At 73.7% G+C, this 21,829-nt stretch carries 20 protein-coding genes and 1 pseudogene; 4 read left to right on the top strand and 17 right to left on the bottom strand.

The annotated features are described in order from the left end of the window. Positions 1-129: 129 nt before the first annotated feature. From BS73_RS23040 to BS73_RS23020, 5 genes are all read right to left on the bottom strand, one after another. On the bottom strand, positions 130-1,839 hold the full coding sequence (locus BS73_RS23040; RefSeq protein WP_037575453.1) for a glycerol-3-phosphate dehydrogenase/oxidase: 1,710 nt from the start codon (positions 1,837-1,839) through the stop codon (positions 130-132). A gap of 106 nt (positions 1,840-1,945) precedes the next feature. Continuing rightward, entirely contained in the window at positions 1,946-3,073 is a 1,128-nt protein-coding gene (locus BS73_RS23035) for a GuaB3 family IMP dehydrogenase-related protein (protein ID WP_037575450.1), read from the bottom strand. Positions 3,074-3,204: 131 nt separating this feature from the next. Continuing rightward, positions 3,205-4,707 (bottom strand): IMP dehydrogenase, encoded by a 1,503-nt coding sequence (gene guaB / locus BS73_RS23030; RefSeq protein ID WP_037575448.1) that lies wholly within the window; start codon positions 4,705-4,707, stop codon positions 3,205-3,207. 276 nt (positions 4,708-4,983) lie between these two features. Continuing rightward, positions 4,984-5,700, bottom strand: a complete 717-nt coding sequence (gene shbA / locus BS73_RS23025) for an RNA polymerase sigma factor ShbA (protein ID WP_084704837.1) — start codon at positions 5,698-5,700, stop codon at positions 4,984-4,986. A 281-nt stretch (positions 5,701-5,981) separates the two neighbouring features. Continuing rightward, positions 5,982-6,593 carry a response regulator transcription factor gene (locus BS73_RS23020; RefSeq protein WP_030251459.1) on the bottom strand — a complete coding sequence of 204 codons (612 nt, stop codon included), beginning with the start codon at positions 6,591-6,593 and terminating at the stop codon, positions 5,982-5,984. Positions 6,594-7,121: 528 nt separating this feature from the next. Here BS73_RS23020 and BS73_RS23015 point away from each other — a divergent pair. Further along, a complete protein-coding gene (locus tag BS73_RS23015; protein WP_235215499.1) occupies positions 7,122-7,502 on the top strand; it encodes a WhiB family transcriptional regulator in 381 nt (126 codons plus the stop codon). 120 nt (positions 7,503-7,622) lie between these two features. Here the strand turns inward: BS73_RS23015 and BS73_RS23010 are convergent, their stop codons facing one another. Continuing rightward, positions 7,623-8,549, bottom strand: a complete 927-nt coding sequence (locus tag BS73_RS23010) for a LysR family transcriptional regulator (protein ID WP_037575439.1) — start codon at positions 8,547-8,549, stop codon at positions 7,623-7,625. Between the two features lie 83 nt (positions 8,550-8,632). On the opposite strand from BS73_RS23010, the gene BS73_RS23005 reads away from it, so the two are divergent. Continuing rightward, a complete protein-coding gene (locus BS73_RS23005) occupies positions 8,633-9,706 on the top strand; it encodes an aminotransferase class V-fold PLP-dependent enzyme (RefSeq protein ID WP_037575437.1) in 1,074 nt (357 codons plus the stop codon). 277 nt (positions 9,707-9,983) lie between these two features. Here BS73_RS23005 and groL read toward each other — a convergent pair whose 3' ends face one another. After that, complete coding sequence (gene groL, locus BS73_RS23000; protein ID WP_037575434.1) at positions 9,984-11,621, bottom strand: chaperonin GroEL; 1,638 nt, start codon at positions 11,619-11,621, stop codon at positions 9,984-9,986. A gap of 112 nt (positions 11,622-11,733) precedes the next feature. Next, the gene (gene groES / locus BS73_RS22995) at positions 11,734-12,042 is read right to left on the bottom strand and encodes a co-chaperone GroES (protein ID WP_037575431.1); all 309 of its coding nucleotides are present in this window, start codon (positions 12,040-12,042) and stop codon (positions 11,734-11,736) included. Between the two features lie 253 nt (positions 12,043-12,295). On the opposite strand from groES, the gene BS73_RS22990 reads away from it, so the two are divergent. After that, complete coding sequence (locus BS73_RS22990; RefSeq protein WP_037575428.1) at positions 12,296-13,486, top strand: class I SAM-dependent methyltransferase; 1,191 nt, start codon at positions 12,296-12,298, stop codon at positions 13,484-13,486. A 7-nt stretch (positions 13,487-13,493) separates the two neighbouring features. On the opposite strand, the gene BS73_RS22985 is transcribed toward BS73_RS22990, so the two are convergent. The 4 genes from BS73_RS22985 to tsaB all read right to left on the bottom strand — a co-directional run bounded on the left by BS73_RS22985 (position 13,494) and on the right by tsaB (position 16,797). Then, positions 13,494-14,369, bottom strand: coding sequence for a polysaccharide deacetylase family protein (locus BS73_RS22985; protein ID WP_037575426.1), 876 nt, complete (start codon positions 14,367-14,369; stop codon positions 13,494-13,496). A gap of 184 nt (positions 14,370-14,553) precedes the next feature. Beyond that, a complete protein-coding gene (tsaD, locus tag BS73_RS22980) occupies positions 14,554-15,606 on the bottom strand; it encodes a tRNA (adenosine(37)-N6)-threonylcarbamoyltransferase complex transferase subunit TsaD (protein WP_037575424.1) in 1,053 nt (350 codons plus the stop codon). Further along, the gene (gene rimI / locus BS73_RS22975) at positions 15,599-16,093 is read right to left on the bottom strand and encodes a ribosomal protein S18-alanine N-acetyltransferase (protein ID WP_037580699.1); all 495 of its coding nucleotides are present in this window, start codon (positions 16,091-16,093) and stop codon (positions 15,599-15,601) included. The genes tsaD and rimI overlap by 8 nt, the downstream gene beginning before the upstream one ends. A 35-nt stretch (positions 16,094-16,128) precedes the next feature. After that, a complete protein-coding gene (gene tsaB, locus BS73_RS22970) occupies positions 16,129-16,797 on the bottom strand; it encodes a tRNA (adenosine(37)-N6)-threonylcarbamoyltransferase complex dimerization subunit type 1 TsaB (protein WP_037575421.1) in 669 nt (222 codons plus the stop codon). Positions 16,798-16,926: 129 nt separating this feature from the next. Between tsaB and BS73_RS22965 the strand changes: the two genes are divergently transcribed. Then, a complete protein-coding gene (locus BS73_RS22965; protein WP_037575419.1) occupies positions 16,927-17,475 on the top strand; it encodes a hypothetical protein in 549 nt (182 codons plus the stop codon). Between the two features lie 47 nt (positions 17,476-17,522). Here the strand turns inward: BS73_RS22965 and BS73_RS22960 are convergent, their stop codons facing one another. The 5 genes and pseudogenes from BS73_RS22960 to BS73_RS38865 all read right to left on the bottom strand — a co-directional run. Further along, positions 17,523-17,744, bottom strand: a complete 222-nt coding sequence (locus BS73_RS22960) for a hypothetical protein (protein WP_037575416.1) — start codon at positions 17,742-17,744, stop codon at positions 17,523-17,525. 134 nt (positions 17,745-17,878) lie between these two features. Beyond that, positions 17,879-18,364, bottom strand: coding sequence for a tRNA (adenosine(37)-N6)-threonylcarbamoyltransferase complex ATPase subunit type 1 TsaE (gene tsaE / locus BS73_RS22955; RefSeq protein WP_037575413.1), 486 nt, complete (start codon positions 18,362-18,364; stop codon positions 17,879-17,881). A gap of 62 nt (positions 18,365-18,426) precedes the next feature. Next, the gene (locus tag BS73_RS22950; protein ID WP_084704833.1) at positions 18,427-19,830 is read right to left on the bottom strand and encodes an alpha/beta fold hydrolase; all 1,404 of its coding nucleotides are present in this window, start codon (positions 19,828-19,830) and stop codon (positions 18,427-18,429) included. 77 nt (positions 19,831-19,907) lie between these two features. Then, the gene (gene alr, locus BS73_RS22945; protein WP_084704277.1) at positions 19,908-21,137 is read right to left on the bottom strand and encodes an alanine racemase; all 1,230 of its coding nucleotides are present in this window, start codon (positions 21,135-21,137) and stop codon (positions 19,908-19,910) included. 193 nt (positions 21,138-21,330) lie between these two features. Continuing rightward, positions 21,331-21,708 (bottom strand): annotated as a pseudogene (locus BS73_RS38865) (L,D-transpeptidase); the annotation flags it as partial. Between the last annotated feature and the right edge of the window lie 121 nt (positions 21,709-21,829).

Genomic DNA, 21,829 nt, shown 5'->3' with positions numbered 1-21,829 from the left:
GGCACCCCTCCACCAGAAGTCCCTATCATTCCTTGTCCGTTCGCATCCCCACCGCTCGGGGGTGGAGAGGTGCCCGGGACTCCCCGTGCCGCCTCGGTGTCCCCGCGGCGACTTTCCCGGCACGGGCGCTCACCGTAGCGGCACAATGTCCGCCGCACCCAACCGCGCAGCGTCGGCGGTGCGGTCGTCCGGCTGCTGCTGCGACTCCCGTTCGGCTTCGACCCGTTTTGCGTAGTGGTCGACCTCACGTCTCACCTGCCGCTTGTCCCAGCCGAGTTGACCCGCCATCAGATCGGCGGCCTCCTCCATGGCCGCGGTGCCGCGGTCGAAGGTCTCGATGGAGATCCTGGTCCGCCGGGCGAGGACGTCCTCCAGATGGCGGGCACCCTCGTACCGGCAGGCGTGCACCACCTCGGCTCTCAGGTAGTCCTCGGCCCCGGCGAGGGGTTCGGCCAGCGAGGGGTCCCAGCCGAAGAGCGCCAGCACCTCGTCGATCAGCCCACCGTACCGGCCGAGGAGATGCTCCACCCTGGCCACGTGCAGCCCGCTGCGGCGGGCGATCTCCGCCCGCCCGTTCCACAGCGCGGGGAAGCCCTCCGCGCCGACCAGCGGCAGCCGCTCGGTGCAGGACGGCGGCACCTTGCGGTCGAGCCCGTACACGGCCTCGTCCACCGCGTCCCGGGCCATCACCCGGTACGTGGTGTACTTGCCGCCCGCGACCACGACCAGGCCGGGGGCGGTGTGGTCGACCACATGCTCCCGGCTCAGCTTCGACGTCGCGTCGGACTCGCCGGCCAGCAGGGGACGCAGCCCGGCGTACACGCCCTCCACGTCCTCCCTCGTCAACGGCCGCTGCAGGACCGCGTTCACGTGCTGCAGCAGGTACTCGATGTCGGCGCTGCTCGCCGCCGGATGACTCTTGTCCAACTCCCAATCGGTGTCCGTGGTTCCGATGATCCAGTGCCTGCCCCACGGGATCACGAACAGCACGCTTTTCTCTGTGCGGAGAATGAGACCCGTCTTGGAGAAGATGCGATCCCTCGGGACCACCAGGTGAATGCCCTTGGACGCCCGGACGTGGAACTTGCCCCGTTCACCGACCAGTTCCTGGGTCTCGTCGGTCCACACCCCGGTCGCGTTCACCACCTGCCGGGCGCGCACCTCGAACTCACCGCCCTGCTCCAGGTCGCGCACCCGGGCGCCGACCACCCGCTCGCCCTCGCGGAGGAACCCGACCACCCGGGCCCGGTTCGCCACCAGCGCTCCGTACCCGGCCGCGGTGCGCACCAGCATCGTCACGAACCGGGCGTCGTCCACCTGGGCGTCGTAGTACTGGACGGCCCCCACCAGGGCGTCCTTCCGCAACGCGGGCGCCTGGCGCAGCGCCTGACGGCGAGTCAGGTGCCGGTGGAGCGGCAGCCCGCCGCCGTGCCCCCCGGTCACCGACATCCCGTCGTAGAGGGCCACCCCGGCGCCGACGTACCCCCGCTCCCAGCCGCGCCCCCGCAGCGGGTACAGGAACGGCACCGGCCGTACCAGATGCGGGGCCAGCCGCTCCAGCAGCAGCCCCCGCTCGACCAGGGCCTCGCGCACCAGGCCGAAGTCCAGCATCTCCAGATAGCGCAGCCCGCCGTGCACCAGCTTGCTGGACTGGGACGAGGTGCCCGCCGCCCAGTCCCGCATCTCCACCAGTCCGGTGGACAGCCCCCGGCTCACCGCGTCAAGCGCCGTGCCCGCGCCGACCACCCCGCCCCCGACCACCAGCAGGTCGAGCTCCCCGTCCGCCATCCTGGCAAGCGCTTCGCCGCGCTCCTCATCCCCCAGCCGAGAACTCCCCATATGCCATGGTGCGCCCGGACGCCCACAGGGCGTCAACCACGGGTCCGCCCCCGATCCCCGGGCCGAAGGGCCCGTGGATCGGGGGCGGTGGGAGCGGAGTCCTTCCTCAGCGGTGGGCGGCCGAGGGGGCGACCGTGACCTCCACCCGCTGGAACTCCTTGAGCTCCGAGTACCCGGTGGTCGCCATCGCCCGGCGCAGCGCGCCGAAGAGGTTCATCGTGCCGTCCGGGGCGTGCGAGGGGCCGAGGAGGATCTCCTCGGTGGTCCCGTAGGTCCCGAGGTCCACCCGCTTCCCGCGCGGCAGCTCCTCGTGGACGGCCTCCATCCCCCAGTGGTGGCCGCGGCCCGGCGCGTCCGTGGCCCGGGCCAGCGCGGCGCCGATCATCACCGCGTCGGCACCGCAGGCGATCGCCTTGGCCAGGTCACCGCTGTACCCGACGCCGCCGTCCGCGATCACGTGGACGTACCGGCCACCGGACTCGTCCATGTAGTCCCGCCGGGCCGCCGCCACGTCCGCCACCGCGGTCGCCATCGGCACCTGGATGCCCAGCACGTTCCGGGTGGTGTGGGCGGCGCCGCCGCCGAAGCCGACCAGCACACCGGCCGCGCCGGTCCGCATCAGGTGCAGCGCCGCGGTGTACGTCGCGCAGCCGCCCACGATCACCGGCACGTCCAGCTCGTAGATGAACTGCTTGAGGTTCAGCGGCTCGGCCGCCGAGGAGACGTGCTCGGCGGAGACCGTGGTCCCCCGGATCACGAAGATGTCCACCCCGGCGTCCACGACCGCCTTGGAGAACTCCGCGGTCCGCTGCGGCGACAGCGCCGCCGCCGTGACCACGCCGGAGTCCCGCACCTCGCGGATCCGCTGCCCGATCAGCTCGGGCTTGATCGGCTCGGTGTAGATCTCCTGGAGCCGCCGGGTCGCCGCCCGCTCGTCCGTGATCTCCGCGATCTCGTCCAGCAGCGGCTGCGGGTCCTCGTACCGGGTCCACAGGCCTTCGAGGTTGAGCACCCCGAGGCCGCCGAGCCGCCCGATCGCGATGGCCTGCGAGGGCGAGACCACGCTGTCCATCGGAGCGGCCAGGAAGGGCAGCTCGAACCGGTAGGCGTCGATCTGCCAGGCGATCGAGACCTCCTTCGGGTCCCGGGTACGCCGACTCGGCACCACGGCGATGTCGTCGAAGGCGTACGCCCGACGGCCCCGCTTGCCCCGGCCGATCTCGATCTCGGTCACGCTCTGCTGCCCTTCTGAAGCTCAAGCCCTGTCGGCCGGCGCACCGGCCGGTCCATTCTCGCATCCGAGCAGGGCGCCGCCCGGCCCGGGCACGGGCGAACGGGTGCGGTCCAGCGCCGGACCGGCGCGGATCAGCCGCCGTGGTAGTTCGGCGCCTCGACGGTCATCTGGATGTCGTGCGGGTGGCTCTCCTTGAGCCCGGCCGAGGTGATCCGGACGAACCGGCCCTTGCTCTCCATCTCCGCGATGGTCTCCGCGCCGACATAGCCCATGGTCTGCTTCAGCCCGCCGACCAGCTGGTACAGCACGGCCGCGAGCGGCCCGCGGTACGCGACCTGGCCCTCCACGCCCTCCGCGATCAGCTTCTCGTTGGAGCTGACGTCGCTCTGGAAGTAGCGGTCCTTGGAGAAGGACCTGGCCTGCCCGCGGGACTGCATGGCGCCGAGCGAGCCCATCCCCCGGTACGACTTGAACTGCTTGCCGTTGATGAAGAGCAGCTCGCCGGGCGACTCCTCGCACCCGGCCAGCAGCGAGCCGAGCATCACCGTCTCGGCGCCGGCGGCGAGCGCCTTGCCGATGTCGCCGGAGTACTGCAGCCCGCCGTCCCCGATCACCGGCACGCCGGCCGCCTGCGCGGCCTGGAACGCCTCGTGGATCGCCGTGACCTGCGGCACGCCGACGCCGGCGACCACCCGGGTGGTGCAGATCGACCCCGGGCCGACCCCGACCTTGATCCCGTCCACCCCGGCGTCGATCAGCGCCTGCGCACCGTCGCGGGTCGCCACGTTCCCGCCGACGACGTCCACGTCCACGGCGGACTTGATCTTCGCCATCCAGCTCAGGGCGTTGCTGTTGTGCCCGTGCGAGGTGTCCACGACCAGGAAGTCCACACCGGCCGCGGCGAGCGCCTGGGCCCGCTCCATCGCCTCGGCGCTGGCGCCGACGGCGGCGCCGACCAGCAGCCGGCCCTCGGCGTCCTTGGCGGCGTTCGGGTACTTCTCCGCCTTGACGAAGTCCTTGACGGTGATCAGGCCCTTGAGCCGGCCCTCGTCGTCGACCAGCGGAAGCTTCTCGATCTTGTGCTGGCGGAGCAGCTGCATCGCCTCGTCACCGGCGATCCCGACATGCCCGGTGACCAGCGGCATCGGCGTCATGACCTCGCGCACCGGCCGCGAGCGGTCGGTCTCGAAGGCCATGTCCCGGTTGGTGACGATCCCGAGCAGCTTGCCCGCCGGGTCCGTCACCGGCACGCCGCTGATCCGGAACTTCGCACAGAGGGCGTCCGCGTCCGCCAGCGTCGCGTCCGGCTCGACGGTGATCGGGTCCGTCACCATCCCGGACTCCGAGCGTTTCACCATGTCGACCTGGTTGACCTGGTCCTCGATGGACAGGTTCCGGTGGAGCACGCCGACGCCGCCCTGGCGGGCCATCGCGATCGCCATCCGCGCCTCGGTGACCTTGTCCATCGCCGCGGACAGCAGCGGCAGGTTCACCCTGACGTTCCGCGAGACCCGCGAGCGGGTGTCCACCTCGTTCGGCAGCACGGACGACGCGCCCGGCAACAGCAGCACGTCATCGAAGGTCAGACCGAGAGAAGCGAACTTCTCGGGTACGCCAGCGGCATTGAGTGACATGGCACCTACTCCAACATTCCCCAGGCTGAACAGCAGGGCGACAGCGGGGAACGCACCCGCCCGCGCAAACCGACCTCGGCGAGAGTCACCGAAACCCCATGGTACCGACTCGCCCGCGTTGCCCGACCAGCCCCCGAGACCCCGGGGGCGCGGCATGGAGTGCGGCACGGAGTGCGGCGTGGCGCCGGGCCGGTCGCGCGGTGCCCCGCGCCCCTGACGCCCCCTTCGTGCGCGCCGGGAACCGTGGCGCCGCGTGGCGCCGCGTGGCGCCGCGCCTTAAGCGCTCAAGCCCTCCGGACGGTCCGGCCCCTGCTCCGCCCCGGAGGAGGACCGCGCGGCCCGCGCGGACGCGGCCAGCTCCCGCAGCCGCCCCAACGCCCGGTGCTGGGCCACCCGAACGGCCCCCGCGGACATCCCCAGCACCTCGCCGGTCTCCTCCGCGGTCAACCCCGCCGCGACCCGCAGCAGCACCAGTTCCCGCTGACGGTCGGTCAGACAGGCCAGCAGCTCCCGCATCCAGGCCGCGTCCGAGCTCAGCAGCGCCCGCTCCTCGGGGCCGAGCGACTCGTCCGCCGTCTCCGGCAGCTCCTCGGCGAGGATCGCCGCCTGCCCCGCGGGACCGCGCATCGCGGCCCGCTGCAGATCAGCGATCTTGTGTGCCGCGATGCCGTAGACGAACGCCTCGAACGGACGGCCCTCGTCCCGGTACCGCGGCAACGCGCTCAGCAGCGCGAGGCAGACCTCCTGGGCCACGTCGTCCACATGGTGCCGGGCGTCCCCCGGCAGCCGGGCCAGCCGCGCCCGGCAGTAGCGGTGCACCAGCGGATGCACCTGCGCCAGCAGTTCCCCGGTCGCCGCGCCGTCCCCCTGCACCGCGCGAACGACCAGCTCTCCGGCTGCGACCCCGGCGACTCCGGCGCCCCCGACGCGAGTACCACTCGCACCGGCCGCAGCGCCGTCCCCGGGGGAGCTCGCCTCGTCGTCGTCACGCACCGGTCCATGGTGCCTGTTCACGACGGGAAACGCGGCACCCCCCTCCGACTTGTGCACCGGAACGTTATCCGCGTCACGCTCGCCCGTGGCCCGGCCGCCACCCCTGTCCGAGGCGCTGCGCGGCGCCCCTCCTGCATCTGCCACCGGCTCCCCGAGGTGCTCCATGCCTCCATGGTGCGTCCTCGGAGGGGAAACCGGACAGCACGCCCCGGCGAACCCGCCCCTCCATCCAGTCCCTGGAGTCCCCGTGGCCCGCTCGCCGAGAGCGCCGGGGTCGGTGCTCAGCGCACCAACCCCCAGCGGAATCCGAGGGCCACCGCATGCGCCCGGTCCGAGGCGCCGAGCTTCTTGAAGAGCCGCCGCGCGTGGGTCTTCACCGTGTCCTCGGAGAGGAAGAGCTCCCGGCCGATCTCGGCGTTGCTGCGGCCGTGGCTCATCCCCTCGAGCACCTGGATCTCCCGGGCGGTCAGCGTCGGCGCGGCGCCCATCTCGGCGCAGCGCAGCCGGCGCGGGGCCAGCCGCCAGGTGGGGTCGGCGAGGGCCTGGGTGACGGTGGCCCGCAGCTCCGCGCGCGAGGCGTCCTTGTGGAGGTAGCCGCGGGCTCCCGCGGCCACCGCGAGGGCGACCCCGTCGAGGTCCTCGGCCACGGTGAGCATGATGATCCGCGCTCCCGGGTCGGCCGACAGCAGCCGGCGCACGGTCTCGACCCCGCCGAGGCCGGGCATCCGCACGTCCATCAGCACCAGGTCGGAGCGGTCGGCGACCCAGCGCCGCAGCACCTCCTCGCCGTTGGTCGCGGTGGTCACCCTGTCCACACCTGGCACGGTCGCCACCGCACGGCGCAGCGCCTCACGGGCGAGCGGGGAATCGTCGCAGACGAGTACGGAAGTCATGACCGCCCTCCGCAGCTGATCCGGGTCACGTTGTGCCTCCTGGCTGGTACGAAATCGTCTCCGATACGGGCCACCGCGACGCCGGACGGCTTCACCGTCCGTCGCCCGTTCGCCGCGCGACGGTCCGCGAAGCCCTGCGCCTGTTGACCGCCTCCGCACTCCCAACGACCGTCACTCGAATGAGTTACGGGGTCGGCAGCTGCCTCCACCACTCTACGTGGCCGAAAGGTTACCGATCACCCATAGTTCCCGGTACCACGGCGCAGATTTACCGCTCAGCCGACCTCCGCACGCCGCTCGCGACCCCGAATCCGAAGCATCTGAGCTGGTCTACCCGCCTACTGAGCCGTTCAGCCCCCGCTCTCCGCACCCGCGCGTGTCGTGAATGCCCGGCTTGATGTTCTGTTGATGTGATTTGGAGCTGATAGTCACGCTATGCCAGTCTGAGTGGTGCTCGTCACATACACTCCAGTTTCGAACAGTTCGTCATATTTTCAGCTTTCGCCCACGAACCGAGGGGATGAGCTCATGGCCGACTTCTCACGCCTTCCCGGCCCCAACGCAGACCTGTGGGACTGGCAGCTCTCCGCGGCCTGCCGCGGGGTCGACAGCTCGCTCTTCTTCCACCCCGAGGGCGAGCGCGGGGCCGCCCGGACCTCCCGCGAGCAGGCGGCCAAGGAGGTCTGCATGCGCTGCCCCGTGCGGGCCGAGTGCGCCGCCCACGCCCTGGCCGTACGCGAGCCGTACGGCGTCTGGGGCGGCCTCACCGAGGACGAGCGCGAGGAGATGCTGGGCAGGTCCCGGCACCGCGCCCCCGACCCGGACCTCGCCCGGGACCTCGACGAGGAAGAGGACGAGATGGCCGAACTGGGCCTGGTCCGGCGGCACCGTACGGCCGCCTACTACTGACCGGCCGCCACCCGGCGGGCACCGGCCGCGGCTCAACCAGCAGAAACGTTTTTTCAGCGCATCGGCACATCACGCATCGGCGCATCCCCCCGCAGCGGACGCCCTCCCGGCGTCCGCGCCTCATTCCGCGACGGCGGCCGCGAACTGGTCCATCATCAGCGCCACCGCCGGCACCTGGGCCAGCCCGGGCAGCGTCAGCGCCGCCACCTCGCGGCGGACGCTCGGCACCACCGGGACCACCTCGACCCCGCTCCGCCGCACCGACTCCATCGCCATCTCCGGCAGCACCGCCACCCCGAGCCCGGTGGCCACCAGGCTGACCACCGCCGGATAGTCGTCGGTCGCGAAGTCGATGTCCGGCGCGAAGCCGGCCGCGGCGCACATCTCCACCAGCTGCCCGCGGCACTGCGGGCAGCCGGCGATCCACTGCTCGCCGGCCAGCTCGTCCAGCCCCACCGGCCGCTCCTCGCCGCGCCCGGCCAGCCGGTGCCCGGCCGGCAGCACCCCCACCAGCCGGTCCTCCAGCAGCGGCCGCACGTCCAGATCGGTCCAGTCCGCGCAACCGCCGGCCGCCGCGTCGGCCGGCGCGCCGTCCGGATACCGGAAGGCGAGGGCCACCTCGCACTCGCCGGCCCGCAGCATCGCCACCGCCTCCGGCGGCTCGGCCTCCACCAGCGAGACCCGCACCCCCGGCTCGGCCGCCCGCAGCCGGGCGACCGCCGCCGGGACCAGCGCCGAGCACGCGGTCGGGAAGGAGACCAGCCGGACCCGTCCGGCGCTCAGCCCGGCGATCGCCGCCAGTTCCTCCTCCGCCGCCGCCAGCCCCGCCAGCACGCCGTTGGCGTGCCGGGTGAGCACCTCGCCGGCCTCGGTCAGCCGGGTCTCCCGGCCGACCCGGGCCACCAGCGGGGTCCCGACGGACTTCTCCAGCGCCTTCATCTGCTGGCTGATCGCGGGCTGGGTCAGCCCCAGCTCCCGCGCGGCCGCGGAGTACGAGCCGGCCCGCGCGACGGCCCGGAGCACTCTCAGATGGCGTACCTCGATCATGCCGCCAAGCATAAGCGAGGCTTGGATCCCGCCGAAACGAAAACGGTCTGGACTTATCCTTCGGCTCGGGCGATCCTGCTGCCATGCCGGAATCCAGCGACATCCTGCCCGGCTTCGTCCGGGACCAGTTCGCCCCAGAGACCGCCTACCTCAACACCGCCTCCTACGGGCTCCCGCCGGCCCGCAGCTTCGACGCGGTACGCGCCGCGCTCGACACCTGGCAGTCCGGTCGGGGCGCCCCGATCAGCCGCGATCCGCAGATCGTCGCCGAGGCACGCTCCCGCTTCGCGGGGCTGCTCGGCGCCCGGGCCGCGGACACCGCCATCGGATCCACCGCCTCCGCGCTGATCGCGCCGATCGCCGCCGCGCTGCCCGGCGGGGCCGAGGTGCTCTGCGCGCAGGGCGAGTTCGCCTCCGCCGTCCAGGCCTTCCACTCCCGCGGGGACCTCGCGGTGCGGACCGTGCCGCTGGAGCGGCTGGCCGAGTCGGTCCGCGACTCGACCGCGCTGGTCACCGTCTCCGTGGTGCAGTCCGCGGACGGCCGGGTCACCGATCTGCGCGCGCTGCACGCCGTCTGCCGGGAGCGGGGGGCGCGGCTGCTGGTGGACGCCACCCAGGCGGCCGGCTGGCTGCCGCTGGACGCCGCCGACGCGGACTACTGGGTCTGCGGCTGCTTCAAGTGGCTGCTGGGAGCGCGCAGCGTCGGCTTCTGCGTGCTGGACGGGACGGCGGCGCGGGAGGACGGGCTGCGGCCGGTCGGCCCCGGGTGGTACTCGGCGGAGGACCCGTGGGCGAACACCTACGACGCGGTCGAGCAGGCCGCGGACGCGCGGCGCTTCGACTCGACGCCGGACTGGCTGGGGTGCGTCGCCACCGCGGAGTCGCTGGCGTTCCTCGCGGAGGTCGGGATCGACCGGATCAACCGCCATGACCTGGCGCTGGCGCGGGAGTTCCGGGAGGCGGCGACGGATCTGGGCTACAAGCCGGTCGCGGAAAACGCCTCCGCGATCGTCTCCCTGCCGGGGGCTCCGCCGCTGGCGTCGCCGTCGGTGGTCACCTCGCACCGGGCGGGCGCGCTGCGGGTCTCGTTCCACGTGTTCAACACGCGCGAGGATGTTCGCTCCGCGATAGCCGCGCTACGGGCGTCCACCGGCTGAGCCGTCCGCGGGTGCGGCGCCGTTGACCGCTGGGCGCGCAGTTCCCCGCGCCCCTGATTTCGCGCCTTCGGCGCTGAAACCCGGGGAGCGCCGCTGATGTGCGGCCCGAAGGGCCAGGCACATCAGGGGCGCGGGGAACTGCGCGCCCAGCGGTCAACGGCGCCGCACCCGCCCGCGAAGACCCGCTTGCCCCCCGTAACGCGCAAAGCCCGCCCTGGGGCCCTGGGGCGAAAGCCCCAAGAACCCCCCGAGCGGGCTCAGCTCAGAGGTGGCAACCTCAGTGCGCGTGGCCGTGCGAGTGGCCGTGGCCGCCGGCCGCCTCGTCCGACTCCTCCTCCGGCTTCTCGACCACCAGCGTCTCGGTGGTGAGCAGCAGCGCCGCGATCGACGCGGCGTTCTCCAGCGCGGAGCGGGTGACCTTGACCGGGTCGATGACGCCGATCTTGACGAGGTCGGTGTACTCGCCGGTCGCGGCGTTGTACCCCTCGCGCTCGTTCTTCAGGTCGGCGGTCTTGGAGGTGACGACGTAGCCCTCCTGGCCGGCGTTGGTGGCGATCCAGCGGGCCGGCTCGACCAGCGCGCGGCGGACCACGGCGACACCGGTGGCCTCGTCGTCCTTCAGGCCGAGGCCGTCCTCCAGCACCTTGGCGGAGTGCACCAGGGAGGCGCCGCCGCCGGCGACGATGCCCTCCTCGATCGCCGCGCGGGTGGCGGAGATCGCGTCCTCCAGGCGGTGCTTCTTCTCCTTCAGCTCGACCTCGGTGGCCGCGCCGACGCGGATGACGCAGACGCCGCCGGCCAGCTTGGCCAGCCGCTCCTGCAGCTTCTCGCGGTCCCAGTCGGAGTCCGAGGCCTCGATCTCGGCCTTGATCTGGTTGACCCGGCCCTCGACGGCGGTCTTGTCGCCGGCACCGTCGACGATGGTGGTGTCGTCCTTGGTGACGGTGACGCGCCGGGCGGTGCCGAGCACCTCAAGGCCGACCTGGTCGAGCTTGAGGCCGACCTCCTCGGCGATGACCTGGCCGCCGGTCAGGGTGGCGATGTCGCCCAGGATGGCCTTGCGGCGGTCGCCGAAGCCGGGGGCCTTCACCGCGACGGCGTTGAAGGTGCCGCGGATCTTGTTGACCACCAGGGTGGAGAGCGCCTCGCCCTCGACGTCCTCGGCGATGATCAGCAGCGGCTTGGAGCTGTTCGCCTGGAGGATCTTCTCCAGCAGCGGCAGCATGTCCTGGATCGACGAGATCTTGCCCTGGTGGATCAGGATGTACGGGTCCTCCAGGACGGCCTCCTGGCGGTCCTGGTCGGTGACCATGTACGGGGACAGGTAGCCCTTGTCGAACTGCATCCCCTCGGTGAAGTCCAGTTCGAGACCGAAGGTCTGGGACTCCTCGACGGTGATCACGCCGTCCTTGCCGACCTTGTCGATCGCCTCTGCGATCAGCTCGCCGACCTGCGGGTCCTGGGCGGACAGACCGGCGACCGCGGCGATGTCGTCCTTGCCCTCGATCGGGCGGGCGACCTTGCGCAGGTGCTCGGCGACGGCCTGGACGGCGGCGTCGATGCCCTTCTTCAGCCCGGCGGGGCCGGCGCCGGCGGCGACGTTCCGCAGGCCCTCGTTGACCAGCGCCTGGGCCAGGACGGTGGCGGTGGTGGTGCCGTCACCCGCGATGTCGTTGGTCTTGGTCGCCACCTCCTTCACCAGCTGGGCGCCGAGGTTCTCGAACGGGTCGTCGACCTCGACCTCACGGGCGATGGTGACGCCGTCGTTGGTGATGGTGGGGGCGCCGAACTTCTTGTCGATGACGACATTGCGGCCCTTGGGGCCGATGGTCACCTTGACTGTGTCGGCAAGCTTGTTGACGCCCCGCTCCAGCGCGCGGCGGGCGTGCTCGTCGAACTCCAGGATCTTCGCCATGCTCAGGTCTTCCCTCTCAACAACCGCGCCCCGGGCCCCGGTCATGTGTGACACGGAGACCCGGGGCGGGTCACGACGATGCGTACAGCGATACCTTGCTACGCCGCTGGACTTACTTCTCGATGATCGCGAGCACGTCGCGAGCCGAGAGGACGAGGTACTCCTCGCCGTTGTACTTGACCTCGGTGCCGCCGTACTTGCTGTACAGAACGACGTCGCCGGTCTTCACGTCGAGCGGCAGACGGTTGCCGTCCTCGAAGCGGCCCGGGCCCACGGCCAGGACGACGCCCTCCTGGGGCTTCTCCTTGGCGGTGTCCGGGATGACCAGGCCCGAGGCCGTGGTCTGCTCGGCGTCGAGCGGCTGGACCACGATGCGGTCCTCAAGCGGCTTGATGGCAACCTTGCTGCTGGCGGTCGTCACGATCCGACCTCCCCCTTCGGAGGATCAACGGGGTGTGTCATGTCAGGGTCGCGAACCTGGTGGGCCCGTCGTCGCGGGTGCCGGACCTGCCTTGTCGCTGCTGGCACCCTCCGTGGGAGAGTGCCAACGAAGACATTAGACAGCCATTAGCACTCAGTCAACCAGAGTGCCAACGTGGCGCGGGGCGCGCCGCGTTCTCGAGTCGCCACCCCCGGAGCCGCCACGGGGAGAACACCCCCTGCGACCGGAGAGAATGACCCCCGTGGAGATCCGCACCCTGTTCAGCCCCGAAGGCCAGGCCCTCCTGGCGGAGCTCGCCGATTACGCTCCCGGCGAAGAACTCGCCCTCGCCAGCCGCCTCCGCAGGACCCACCCCCCGGAGCTGGTCTCCGCCGCGCTCACCCAGGCGCGACTCCGCCAACGCGCCGGAGCGAAATTCGGCCCGGACGCCCCCCGGATGTACTTCACTGCGAACGGCGTCGAGCAGTCCACCCGCGCCTCCGTCGCCGCCCACCGCGCCGCCCGCTTCGCGGAGCTCGGCGCCACCCGGGTGGCCGACCTCTGCTGCGGCATCGGCGGCGACGCGATCGCCCTGGCCCGCGCCGGCCTCGGCGTCCTCGCCGTCGACCGCGACCCGGAGGCCTGCGCCGCCGCCGAGGCCAACGCCGCCGCCCTCGGCCTCGCCGACCGCATCGAGGTGGTCTGCGCCGACGTGACCGCCGTCGACACGGCCGGCTGCGACGCGCTCTTCACCGACCCGGCCCGCCGCACCGCCCGCGGCCGGACCTTCGACCCCGAGGCGTACTCGCCCCCGCTCAGCTGGGCGCTGGCGGCCGCCTCCGCCGGGCGGTTCCGCTGCGCCGCGGTCAAGGTGGCCCCCGGCATCCCGCACGAGGCGGTGCCGGACGGGGTCGAGGCGGAGTGGGTCTCGGAGTCGGGCGACGTCAAGGAGGCCGCGCTGTGGTTCGGCACGGCGCCCGCCGCCGCGTCCCCGCACCGGGCCACCCTGCTGCCGTCCAGCGCCTCCCTGGCCGGCGGCCGGCTTCCGGACCCCCCGTCCGCGCCGGTGGGCCGCTTCCTCTACGAGCCGGACGGCGCGGTGATCCGCGCCCATCTGGTGGCCGAGGTCGCCGCGGAGCTCGGCGGAGCGACGCTGATCGACCCGACCATCGCCTATCTGTCCTCGGAGCGGCTGACCGCCACCCCCTACGCCTCCGCGTACCGGATCACCGACGTGCTGCCCTTCAACCTGAAGCGGCTGCGGGCGCTGCTGCGCGAGCGCGAGGTCGGCAACCTCACCGTGAAGAAGCGCGGCTCGGCGGTCGAGCCGGAGGAGCTCCGCCGCAAGGTGAAGCCCGCCGGCCCGAACGCCGCCACGGTGTTCCTCACCCGCGCCGACGGGGCGCCGACCATGCTGGTGGGACACCCGGCGGCGGCGGGCTGACCCGACGTCAGCCGGCCTGCCCCGGCCGGGAGATGTAGTCGTCCAGCCGGCCGACCGTGAAGCCCTGCTCCTCGATCCGCTTGACCATGTTGGCGAACATCGCGGTCATCCTCTCGCCCTTGAGCTGCTGGGGCCCCCGGAAGTGGGCGAGGATGATGTCCCCCGGGCGCAGCCGCCCGTTCTGGTACCGGATCCCGGTGATCTCCATGGTGTCGGTCCAGTAGACGATGGCGGCCGGCCCGCAGGCCCGCACCGCCTCCCGGGTCGCCCGGTCGTAGGCGCCGTAGGGCGGGCGGAAGAGGTACGGGGCGGTGCCGTACTCGGCGGTGAGGATCTTCTGGTCTCCGCAGATCTCGTTCCTCTGCTGGGCCAGGCCGAGCCTGCTCATCACCGGGTGGTGGAGGGTGTGGTTCTGGATCGAGTACCCGAGCGCCTGCAGGGACCTGAAGTACCCGTAGTCGTCCTTTATCGCGTCGTTCATCAGGAACATCGTGATCGGGACGTGCAGCTCCCTTTCCATCTCGACGAAACGGGGGTCCTTGACCAGACCGTCGTCGATGGTGATGAAGACCACCCGCTGGGTGGTCGGCACCCGGGAGAAGACCGGCACCGGGCCGGTGCGGGAGAGCTTGATCGGCCGGTCGGCGGGCGCCGCCGGGGCCGGCGGGAGCGGCTTGAGCCCCCACTTCGACCAGACCGCGGCGCCGGCCGCGGCACCGCTTCCGGAACCCCCGCCGCCTCCGCCGACGCCGCCTGCGGCCGCCGGGCTTCCGGTCCCGGAGGCGGTTCCGCCGCCGCTCCCCGAGGACCCCCCGCCGCCGCATCCCGCCAGCGTCAGCAGCAGCGCCGCGGCCCCCGCCGCGACCCCGATCCGCCGGTGCATCCCTGCCCCCTGTCCGCTCCCGATCGGAGCCCGTCCCGCCGCCGTCCCGCGAGATGCGCGGGATGGCTCGGAGCGTAGACGAACAAAGCGGGGCCACAGCCGCGGCACAGCCGGGAACGAGTGGCCTATCCGGTGAGACCTCGGTAAGCGGCGGGCATGAAGGATCGGGAGCGAACTGTTCCGCTTACTCGCTTCGCGCCGGGACGTGGGTCTCGGTCACCGGCAGCGAGGAGTCGGCGGAGAGGTCGAAGGCCGAGGCCGTCCGGTTCCGCCGGACCATCTCCGCGCCCAGCGCGGCCACCATCGCCCCGTTGTCCGTGCACAGCTTCGGCCGCGGGACGCGGAGCCGGATGCCGGCCTTCTCGCAGCGCTCCTGGGCCATCGCCCGGAGCCGCGAGTTGGCGGCCACGCCGCCGCCGATCATCAGGTGGTCCACGCCGTTCTCCCGGCAGGCGCGGACCGCCTTGCGGGTGAGGACGTCGGTCACCGCCTCCTGGAAGGACGCGGCCACGTCCCGCACCGGGACCTCCTCGCCGGCCCGCCGCCTGGCCTCGACCCACCGCGCCACCGCGGTCTTCAGCCCGGAGAAGGAGAAGTCGAAGGCGGCGTCCCGCGGGCCGGTGAGGCCGCGCGGGAAGTCGATCGCGGACGGGTCTCCCTCCCGGGCGTACCGGTCGATCACGGGGCCGCCGGGGAAGCCGAGGTTCAGCAGCCGGGCGACCTTGTCGAAGGCCTCCCCGGCGGCGTCGTCGATGGTGGCGCCCAGCGGGCGGACGTCCGTCGTGATGTCCTCGCTGAGCAGCAGCGAGGAGTGGCCGCCGGAGACCAGCAGGGCCATCGTCGGCTCGGGCAGCGGCCCGTGCTCCAGCTGGTCCACGCAGATGTGCGAGGCGAGGTGGTTGACCCCGTAGAGCGGCTTGTCCAGGGCGTAGGCGTAGGCCTTCGCCGCCGAGACGCCGACCAGCAGCGCGCCGGCCAGGCCGGGGCCCGCGGTCACCGCGATGCCGTCCAGGTCGCTCGCCTTGACCCCGGCCTCGTCCAGGGCCCGGCGGATGGTGGGGACCATCGCCTCCAGGTGGGCCCGGCTGGCGACCTCCGGTACGACCCCGCCGTAGCGGGCGTGCTCGTCGACGCTGGAGGCGACCGCGTCGGCGAGGAGGGTGGTGCCGCGGACGATGCCGACGCCGGTCTCGTCGCAGGACGTCTCGATGCCGAGGACCAGCGGTTCGTCAGCCATGCTCGATGGTTCCTTCTGGAGTGCGGTCTCGATGCTGTGCTTGCTTCGTCAGGTCGAGCTTCATCACCAGGGCGTCCACCCCGGCCGGCTGGTAGTAGCCGCGGCGGACGCCGACCGGCTCGAAGCCGTGGCGTTCGTAGAGGCGCTGGGCGCGGTCGTTGTCCACCCGCACCTCCAGCAGGAGGTCGGCGCAGCCGGCCGCGCGGGCCCGCCCGATCAGCTCGGCGAGCAGCCGGGCGCCGAGGCCCCGGCCCCAGTGTGCCCGGGTGACGCCGATCGTCTGGACGTCGGCCTCGGAGCCGACCGCCATCAGCCCGGCGTAGCCGGCGGCGGTGCCGTCCCCGGCCTCGGCCAGCACGTAGTGGCGGGTGGCCGCCGGGTGCCGGCTGTCGGCCAGCTCGGACCAGAACATCCCCTCGGACCAGGCGTCGTCCGGGAAGAGCTCGGCCTCGAGCCGCAGCACGGCGGGGATGTCCCACCAGCGCATCTCCCGCAGCCGGTACCCCTCCTCGCCGGGCTCCGTCACGCCGGAAGCACCGTCTTGTAGTTGGCCGGCACCTGGGCGTCCGGCCGCCGCAGGTAGAGCGGCAGCGGCTGCGGCAGCTCCCGGCCGGCCGCCAGCCGCTCGGCGGCGGCACCGGCCAGCGCGCCGGCGGAGACGTGCTCGGGCGGGCGGGCGTCCGGGAAGGCGTCCGGGTAGAGCAGCGCCCCGGCGCCGACCACGGGGATCCCGGAGAGCCGCTCGGCGATCTCGGCCGGGCGGTCGACGGCGGGCTCGGTCACCCGCTCCCCTTCGGCGTCGTAGCGGGCCCAGTACACCTCCTTGCGCCGGGCGTCGGTGGCCACCGCGAAGGGGCCGGTGAGCCCCTGGGCGCGGGCCGCGTGGGCGATGCCGTCCAGGGTGCAGACGCCGTGCACCGGCAGGTCCAGGGCGCTGCCCAGGGCGGCGGCGGTGACCAGCCCGACCCGCAGGCCGGTGTAGGGGCCGGGGCCGATGCCGACGGCGATCGCGCCGAGGTCCTCCTTGCGGACTCCGGCGGAGGAGAGCACCCGGTCGACGGCGGGCAGCAGGAGTTCCCCGTGCCGGCGGGCGTCGATCCGGGTCTCCTCGGCGAGCACGGCGGCCGCGTCGGTGTCGTAGAGGGCCGCGGTGACGGCGGGGGTGGCGGTGTCGAAGGCGAGCAGAAGCACGGCACAACGATACGGCGGCCGACGCAGTGGACGACGGGTGGCAGGATGGGTGGCCGGTCCGCGGCTCGCCGCCGCGGCCGCGGACGTATCGCAGGGATCGGTTCGCAGGGTCGAACGGGAGGTCGTCGCGTGGCGAGGTTCGGGGCGGGCGCGGTGGTGACCGGGCTCACCGCGGGTGCGCTCGCGGTGGTGACCGTACTGGCGCTGCAGGCGCAGGGATCGGTGAAGGAGGCCGCGCCCAAGCCGCCTCCGCCGGCCGCCGGGCACACCAGCGGCCCGTCGAAGCCGGCCGCGCCGGCCATCCCGGCCGGCTCGGGGACCGGGAAGCGGGTGGTCTACTCGCTGAAGGCGAAGCGGGTCTGGCTGGTGAAGTCGGAGGCGACCACGGCGGAGCGGACGTTCGCGGTGCAGCCGAGCGCGGTGAGCCCGCTGCCGGGGACGTACAGCGTGATCCGGGAGAACCGGGGGCCGGGCACGGGCTCGGACGGGACGCGGATCGAGAACACCGTGATCTTCGCCTTCAACCAGGGCGTCACGATCGGCTTCAGCGCGGCGGTGAACGGCTCCACGGCCTCCCCGACGGCCGCCCGGACGGGCGGCATCCGGGAGTCCAGGGCGGACGGCAAGGCGCTCTACGCCTTCGCCGACCTGGGCGACAAGGTCGTCGTCGTGCCCTGACCGGGCGGACGGCGCTCCTCGCTCGCCCGCGCCGGTGGGTGGGGGCGCTAGGCGGCGTCGGGGCGGGCGCCGTCGCCGGCGTGGCGCAGGGGCGGGCGGCTGACCGCGGCCGCGGCCGGGCCCGCGGCCAGCAGCCGGCGCACGGTGTCGGCGGGGGCCTGCCCGGTCGGCTGGGCCCGATCCGGCTGCGCGGCGCACTCGGCCTGCTCGGCCCGGTCGGCCTGCTCGCCCGGCCGCGCGGCCCGCGCTTCCGGGGTGGTCTCGGACATCTCGCCTCCCGTAAGTTAGGTAGACCTAACCCATTGGCCCTGGACCCATACCAACACGCCCGCCGGGTGCCATGCAACATCTTCCCGACAGCACGTCGGAAAATCCAGCCGCGAGCGGGTCGGACCGCTGCCGGTCAGACCGCCGCCGCGGCGGCCACCTCGGCCAGCGCGCCGGTCTGCCAGCGCTCGCCGTACGGGATCAGCGTGACCGTCCTGACCTCGTCCCCCTCCTCCGCTGAGCGCTCGATCCGGACCTCAAGACGGTCCTCGGACAGGTCCTCGACCTTGCCCTCGCCCCACTCCACGACCACCACCGACTCCGGCAGCGAGACGTCCAGGTCCAGGTCCTCCATGTCGTCCAGGCCGGTCAGCCGGTAGGCGTCCACGTGCACCAGGGCCGGGCCGCCGGAGAGGGACGGGTGCACCCGGGCGATGACGAAGGTGGGCGAGGTGACGGCGCCGCGGACGTCCAGGCCCTCGCCGAGGCCGCGGGTCAGGGTGGTCTTGCCGGCGCCGAGCCCTCCGGAGAGGAGCACGAGGTCTCCGGCACGCAGTTCGGCGGCCAGCGCGCGGCCCAGCGCGCGCATCCGGTCGTCGGTCGGGATGGTGACGCGGTGCATGGGGTCCTTCCGTGGTGTCCCGTGGTCCAGTGGGGGTGGCAGTTGACGGAGCGTCAGGGATTTCACGCCTCCGAGGCCGGCGGCTCCGCGTCCGTGTCGGCCCCGGCGGCCTCGTCGGCCTCGGCGGCCGCAGCGGCCCGGCCGTCCTCGTCGGCCCGGGCCGCCGGCCGGAGGCCGCGGGTTCCGAGGATCAGTTCGGACAGCAGCTCGTCGACCACATCCGGCCGCTCCAGCATGACGAGGTGCCCGGCGTCCTCCACGAGCACCAGCTCGGCCTCGGGCAGTTCGGCGGCGATCACCTCGGCGTGACCGGGCGGCGTGAGGAGGTCCCGGGTGCCGGTGAGGACCAGCACCGGCAGCCCGCGCAGCACCGGCAGCGCGGCCCGCTCGTCGTACGCGGCGATGGCCGGGAAGAACTCGGCGACCACGTCGATCGGCGTGCCGTCCAGCATCCGCTCGGCGAACCGGGCCACCGCAGGATCGACGTCGGGGGAGCCGAAGGAGTACTTGCGGTAGAACGGCGCGGCCAGCTCGGCGCCTATCCGGCGGCCCCGCTCGACCAGCGCGGACTGCTTGCCCAGCGCCCGCAGCACGCCCGGGGCGATCCGGTGGAAGACCTTGGCCCCGGCCGCCGGCAGGCCGAAGGTGGTGCCCGCCAGATCGCCGGAGGAGGTGCCGATCAGGGCGACCCCGGCGACCCGGTCGCGGAACAGCTCCGGGTACTGCCGGGCCAGGGAGAGCACCGTCATCCCGCCCATCGAGTGGCCGACCAGCACCAGCGGGCCGGTGGGCGCCACCGCGTCCAGCACCGCCCTGAGGTCGCGGCCGAGCTGGTCGATCGCGGCCGGCTCGCCGGCCAGGTGGGAGCGGCTGCGCTCGGAGCGGCCGTGGCTGCGCTGGTCCCACAGCACCAGCCGGTGGGTGTCCCGCAGGGCCGCCCGCTGGAAGTGCCAGGAGTCCAGGTTGAGGGCGTAGCCGTGGCAGAAGACCACGGTCGGCGGCTCCGCGCCGCCGGTCAGCCGGCGCAGGGCGGCCACCGGGCGGCGCAGCGCTCCGGCCAGACGGGCGGTGGCCCGCCTGGGGAGGGGCTCCGCCGCCTCCCGCGCGGCCTCCCCGGCGGCCTCCGCGCCCCCGGCGGCGGAGCCGGGGACCGGCCCGAGCACCGGCCCCACCGCGAGCTCGAACGCCGTGGGCTCGTCGACCTCGACATGCAGCTCCGTGCCGTCCTCGGCGGCGACCGTGTGCACCTCACCGCGGAGGCTGCCGAACGGCGCGGCCGCGTCCAGCTCGGCGCGGGCCCGCTGGCGCATCACCCGGCCGGTGGTGAGCCGCTCCACAGCCACCCCGGCCGCGGCCCCGGCGGCCACCACCCCGACCGAGACGCCCAGCCAGCCCGCCCGCCGCCCGGCCAGGGCCCAGCGGCCCTGGGCGACGTCGTCCACCACGGCCTCGGCCGCCGCGCGCACCTGGCGCACGGCCGACTGGCCGGGACCGGAGCCGGGGACGGAGGGCTGCGGGGACGCAGCGGGCTGCTGAGGCACCGTCACTCCCCGTCCGGATCCCGGGTCCCGGCCTCTTCCGGCTCCGCGTGGAGGTGGCGGCGGGGGACGCGGGCCCCGATCCGGGTCACGATCTCGTAGCCGATGGTGCCGGCGGCCCGGGCCCAGTCCTCGGCGGTCGGCTCGCCGTCCGTGCCCGGGCCGAAGAGCACCGCGCGGTCGCCGACCTCGGCGTGGTCGCCGCCGAGGTCCACCACGAACTGGTCCATGGCCACCCGGCCGGCCACCGTCCGCCACTTCCCGGCCAGCTGGACCGGCCCGGCGTTGCCGGCGTGCCGGGGGATGCCGTCCGCGTAGCCGAGCGGGATCAGGGCCAGGGTGGTCTCGCCGGGGGTCACGTAGGTGTGCCCGTAGCTGACGCCGTGGCCGCCGGGGACCCGCTTCACCAGGGCGACCGCGGCCTGGAGGGTCATCACCGGACGCAGCCCGAGGTCGGCCGGGCTGCCCAGCTCGGGGGCGGGCGAGAGGCCGTAGCTGGCGATCCCGGTGCGGACCAGGTCGTAGCGGGCCCCGGGGAGGGTGAGGGCGCCGGCCGAGTTGGCGATGTGCCGCACCTCCGGGCGCAGCCCGGCCCGGCCGGCGGTCTCCAGCGCCTCCCGGAAGGCGGTCGACTGGGCCTCGATGGACGGGTGTCCCGGCTCGTCGGCGGCGGCGAAGTGCGACCACACGCCGACCACCCTGATCAGGCCCTCGGCCTCGGCGGCCCGGGCGGCCGCGGTCAGCTCCGGCCAGTCGTGCGGCTGGCAGCCGTTGCGGCCGAGCCCGGTGTCGGCCTTCAGATGGACCCTGGCCGGGCGGCCCACCGCCCGTACCGCGGCCAGCAGTTCGTCCAGCGCCCAACGACCGCTCACCGAGACGTCGACGTCCGCGGCGACGGCCTCCGCCCACGGGCCGCCGGGCGTCCACAGCCAGCAGAGCACCCGGGCCCGGTCGGGGCCGATCCCGGCGGCGCGGAGGGCCAGCGCCTCCTCGGGGGTGGCGGTGCCGAGCCAGCGGACCCCGGCCGAGAGGGCGGCGCGCGCGCAGGGCAGCATCCCGTGCCCGTAGGCGTCGGCCTTCACCACGGTCATCACCTGGGCGGGGCCGACGCGCTCGCGCAGCGTCCGGACGTTGGCCCGCAGGGCGTCCAGGTCGACGACCGCTTCGGCGCGCGGGGCGGGCAGCGTCGCGGAGCGCGCTGCCGGGTGTGCCGCCGAGGACTCTGGTTCTCTCATATCGCCGCCCAGTCTCCCATTCCGCTCCACGCTCCCCGGGACGCGCGGCCCGGGGGTGACCATCCCCACACGCCGCACGAACGCCCTGCGAGCTGCCCCGGTTCCGAGGGGCCGCCGGGCGGGCGCCGGTTGGGCGCCGGGTCCGCGCCGGGCCGCTGCGCCTGTGGAGGGATGATTCCCGCGCGGCGGGCGGTCACGTCCCCGGTTTGCGGCCGAAGACGTCGACCCGGTCGCCGAGGCGGAGGACGCCCCAGAGGGCGCGGGCGTCCGGGTAGGTCATGTTGACGCAGCCGTGCGAGCCCGGCGGGGTGCTCATCGGCTCGGCGAGGCCGTGGAAGGCCTGGCCGCCGGAGAAGAACTGACTCCAGGGCATAGCGACGTGATAGATCGTCGAGTAGTGGTGGCGGTCGCGCCAGTAGATCCGCCACAGCCCGCGCCGGGTCCGGTAGCCGGCCCGCCCGGTGCGGACCCGGACCGGGCCGAAGACCACCCGGCGGCCCTTCTGCACCCACATCCGCTGGTGGGTGAGGTCGACGCAGGCGGTCCTGCCGGAGCGGGCCGGGCAGCCGCCGTAGGCCGCCACAGGGGTGGCGCCGGCCAGCGCGGCGGCGCCGCCCGCGGGCAGCACGAGCGCGGCGGCCAGCGCCAGCGCGGAACCGCGGCGGGCCAGGAAGCGGGACAGGGGACGGGGA

Origin of the sequence: Phaeacidiphilus oryzae TH49 (assembly GCF_000744815.1) — a bacterium.
GTDB classification, from domain to species: domain Bacteria; phylum Actinomycetota; class Actinomycetes; order Streptomycetales; family Streptomycetaceae; genus Phaeacidiphilus; species Phaeacidiphilus oryzae.
Note: the sequence above shows the minus strand (reverse complement) of the source record. Positions and strands in the feature narration are given on the sequence as shown.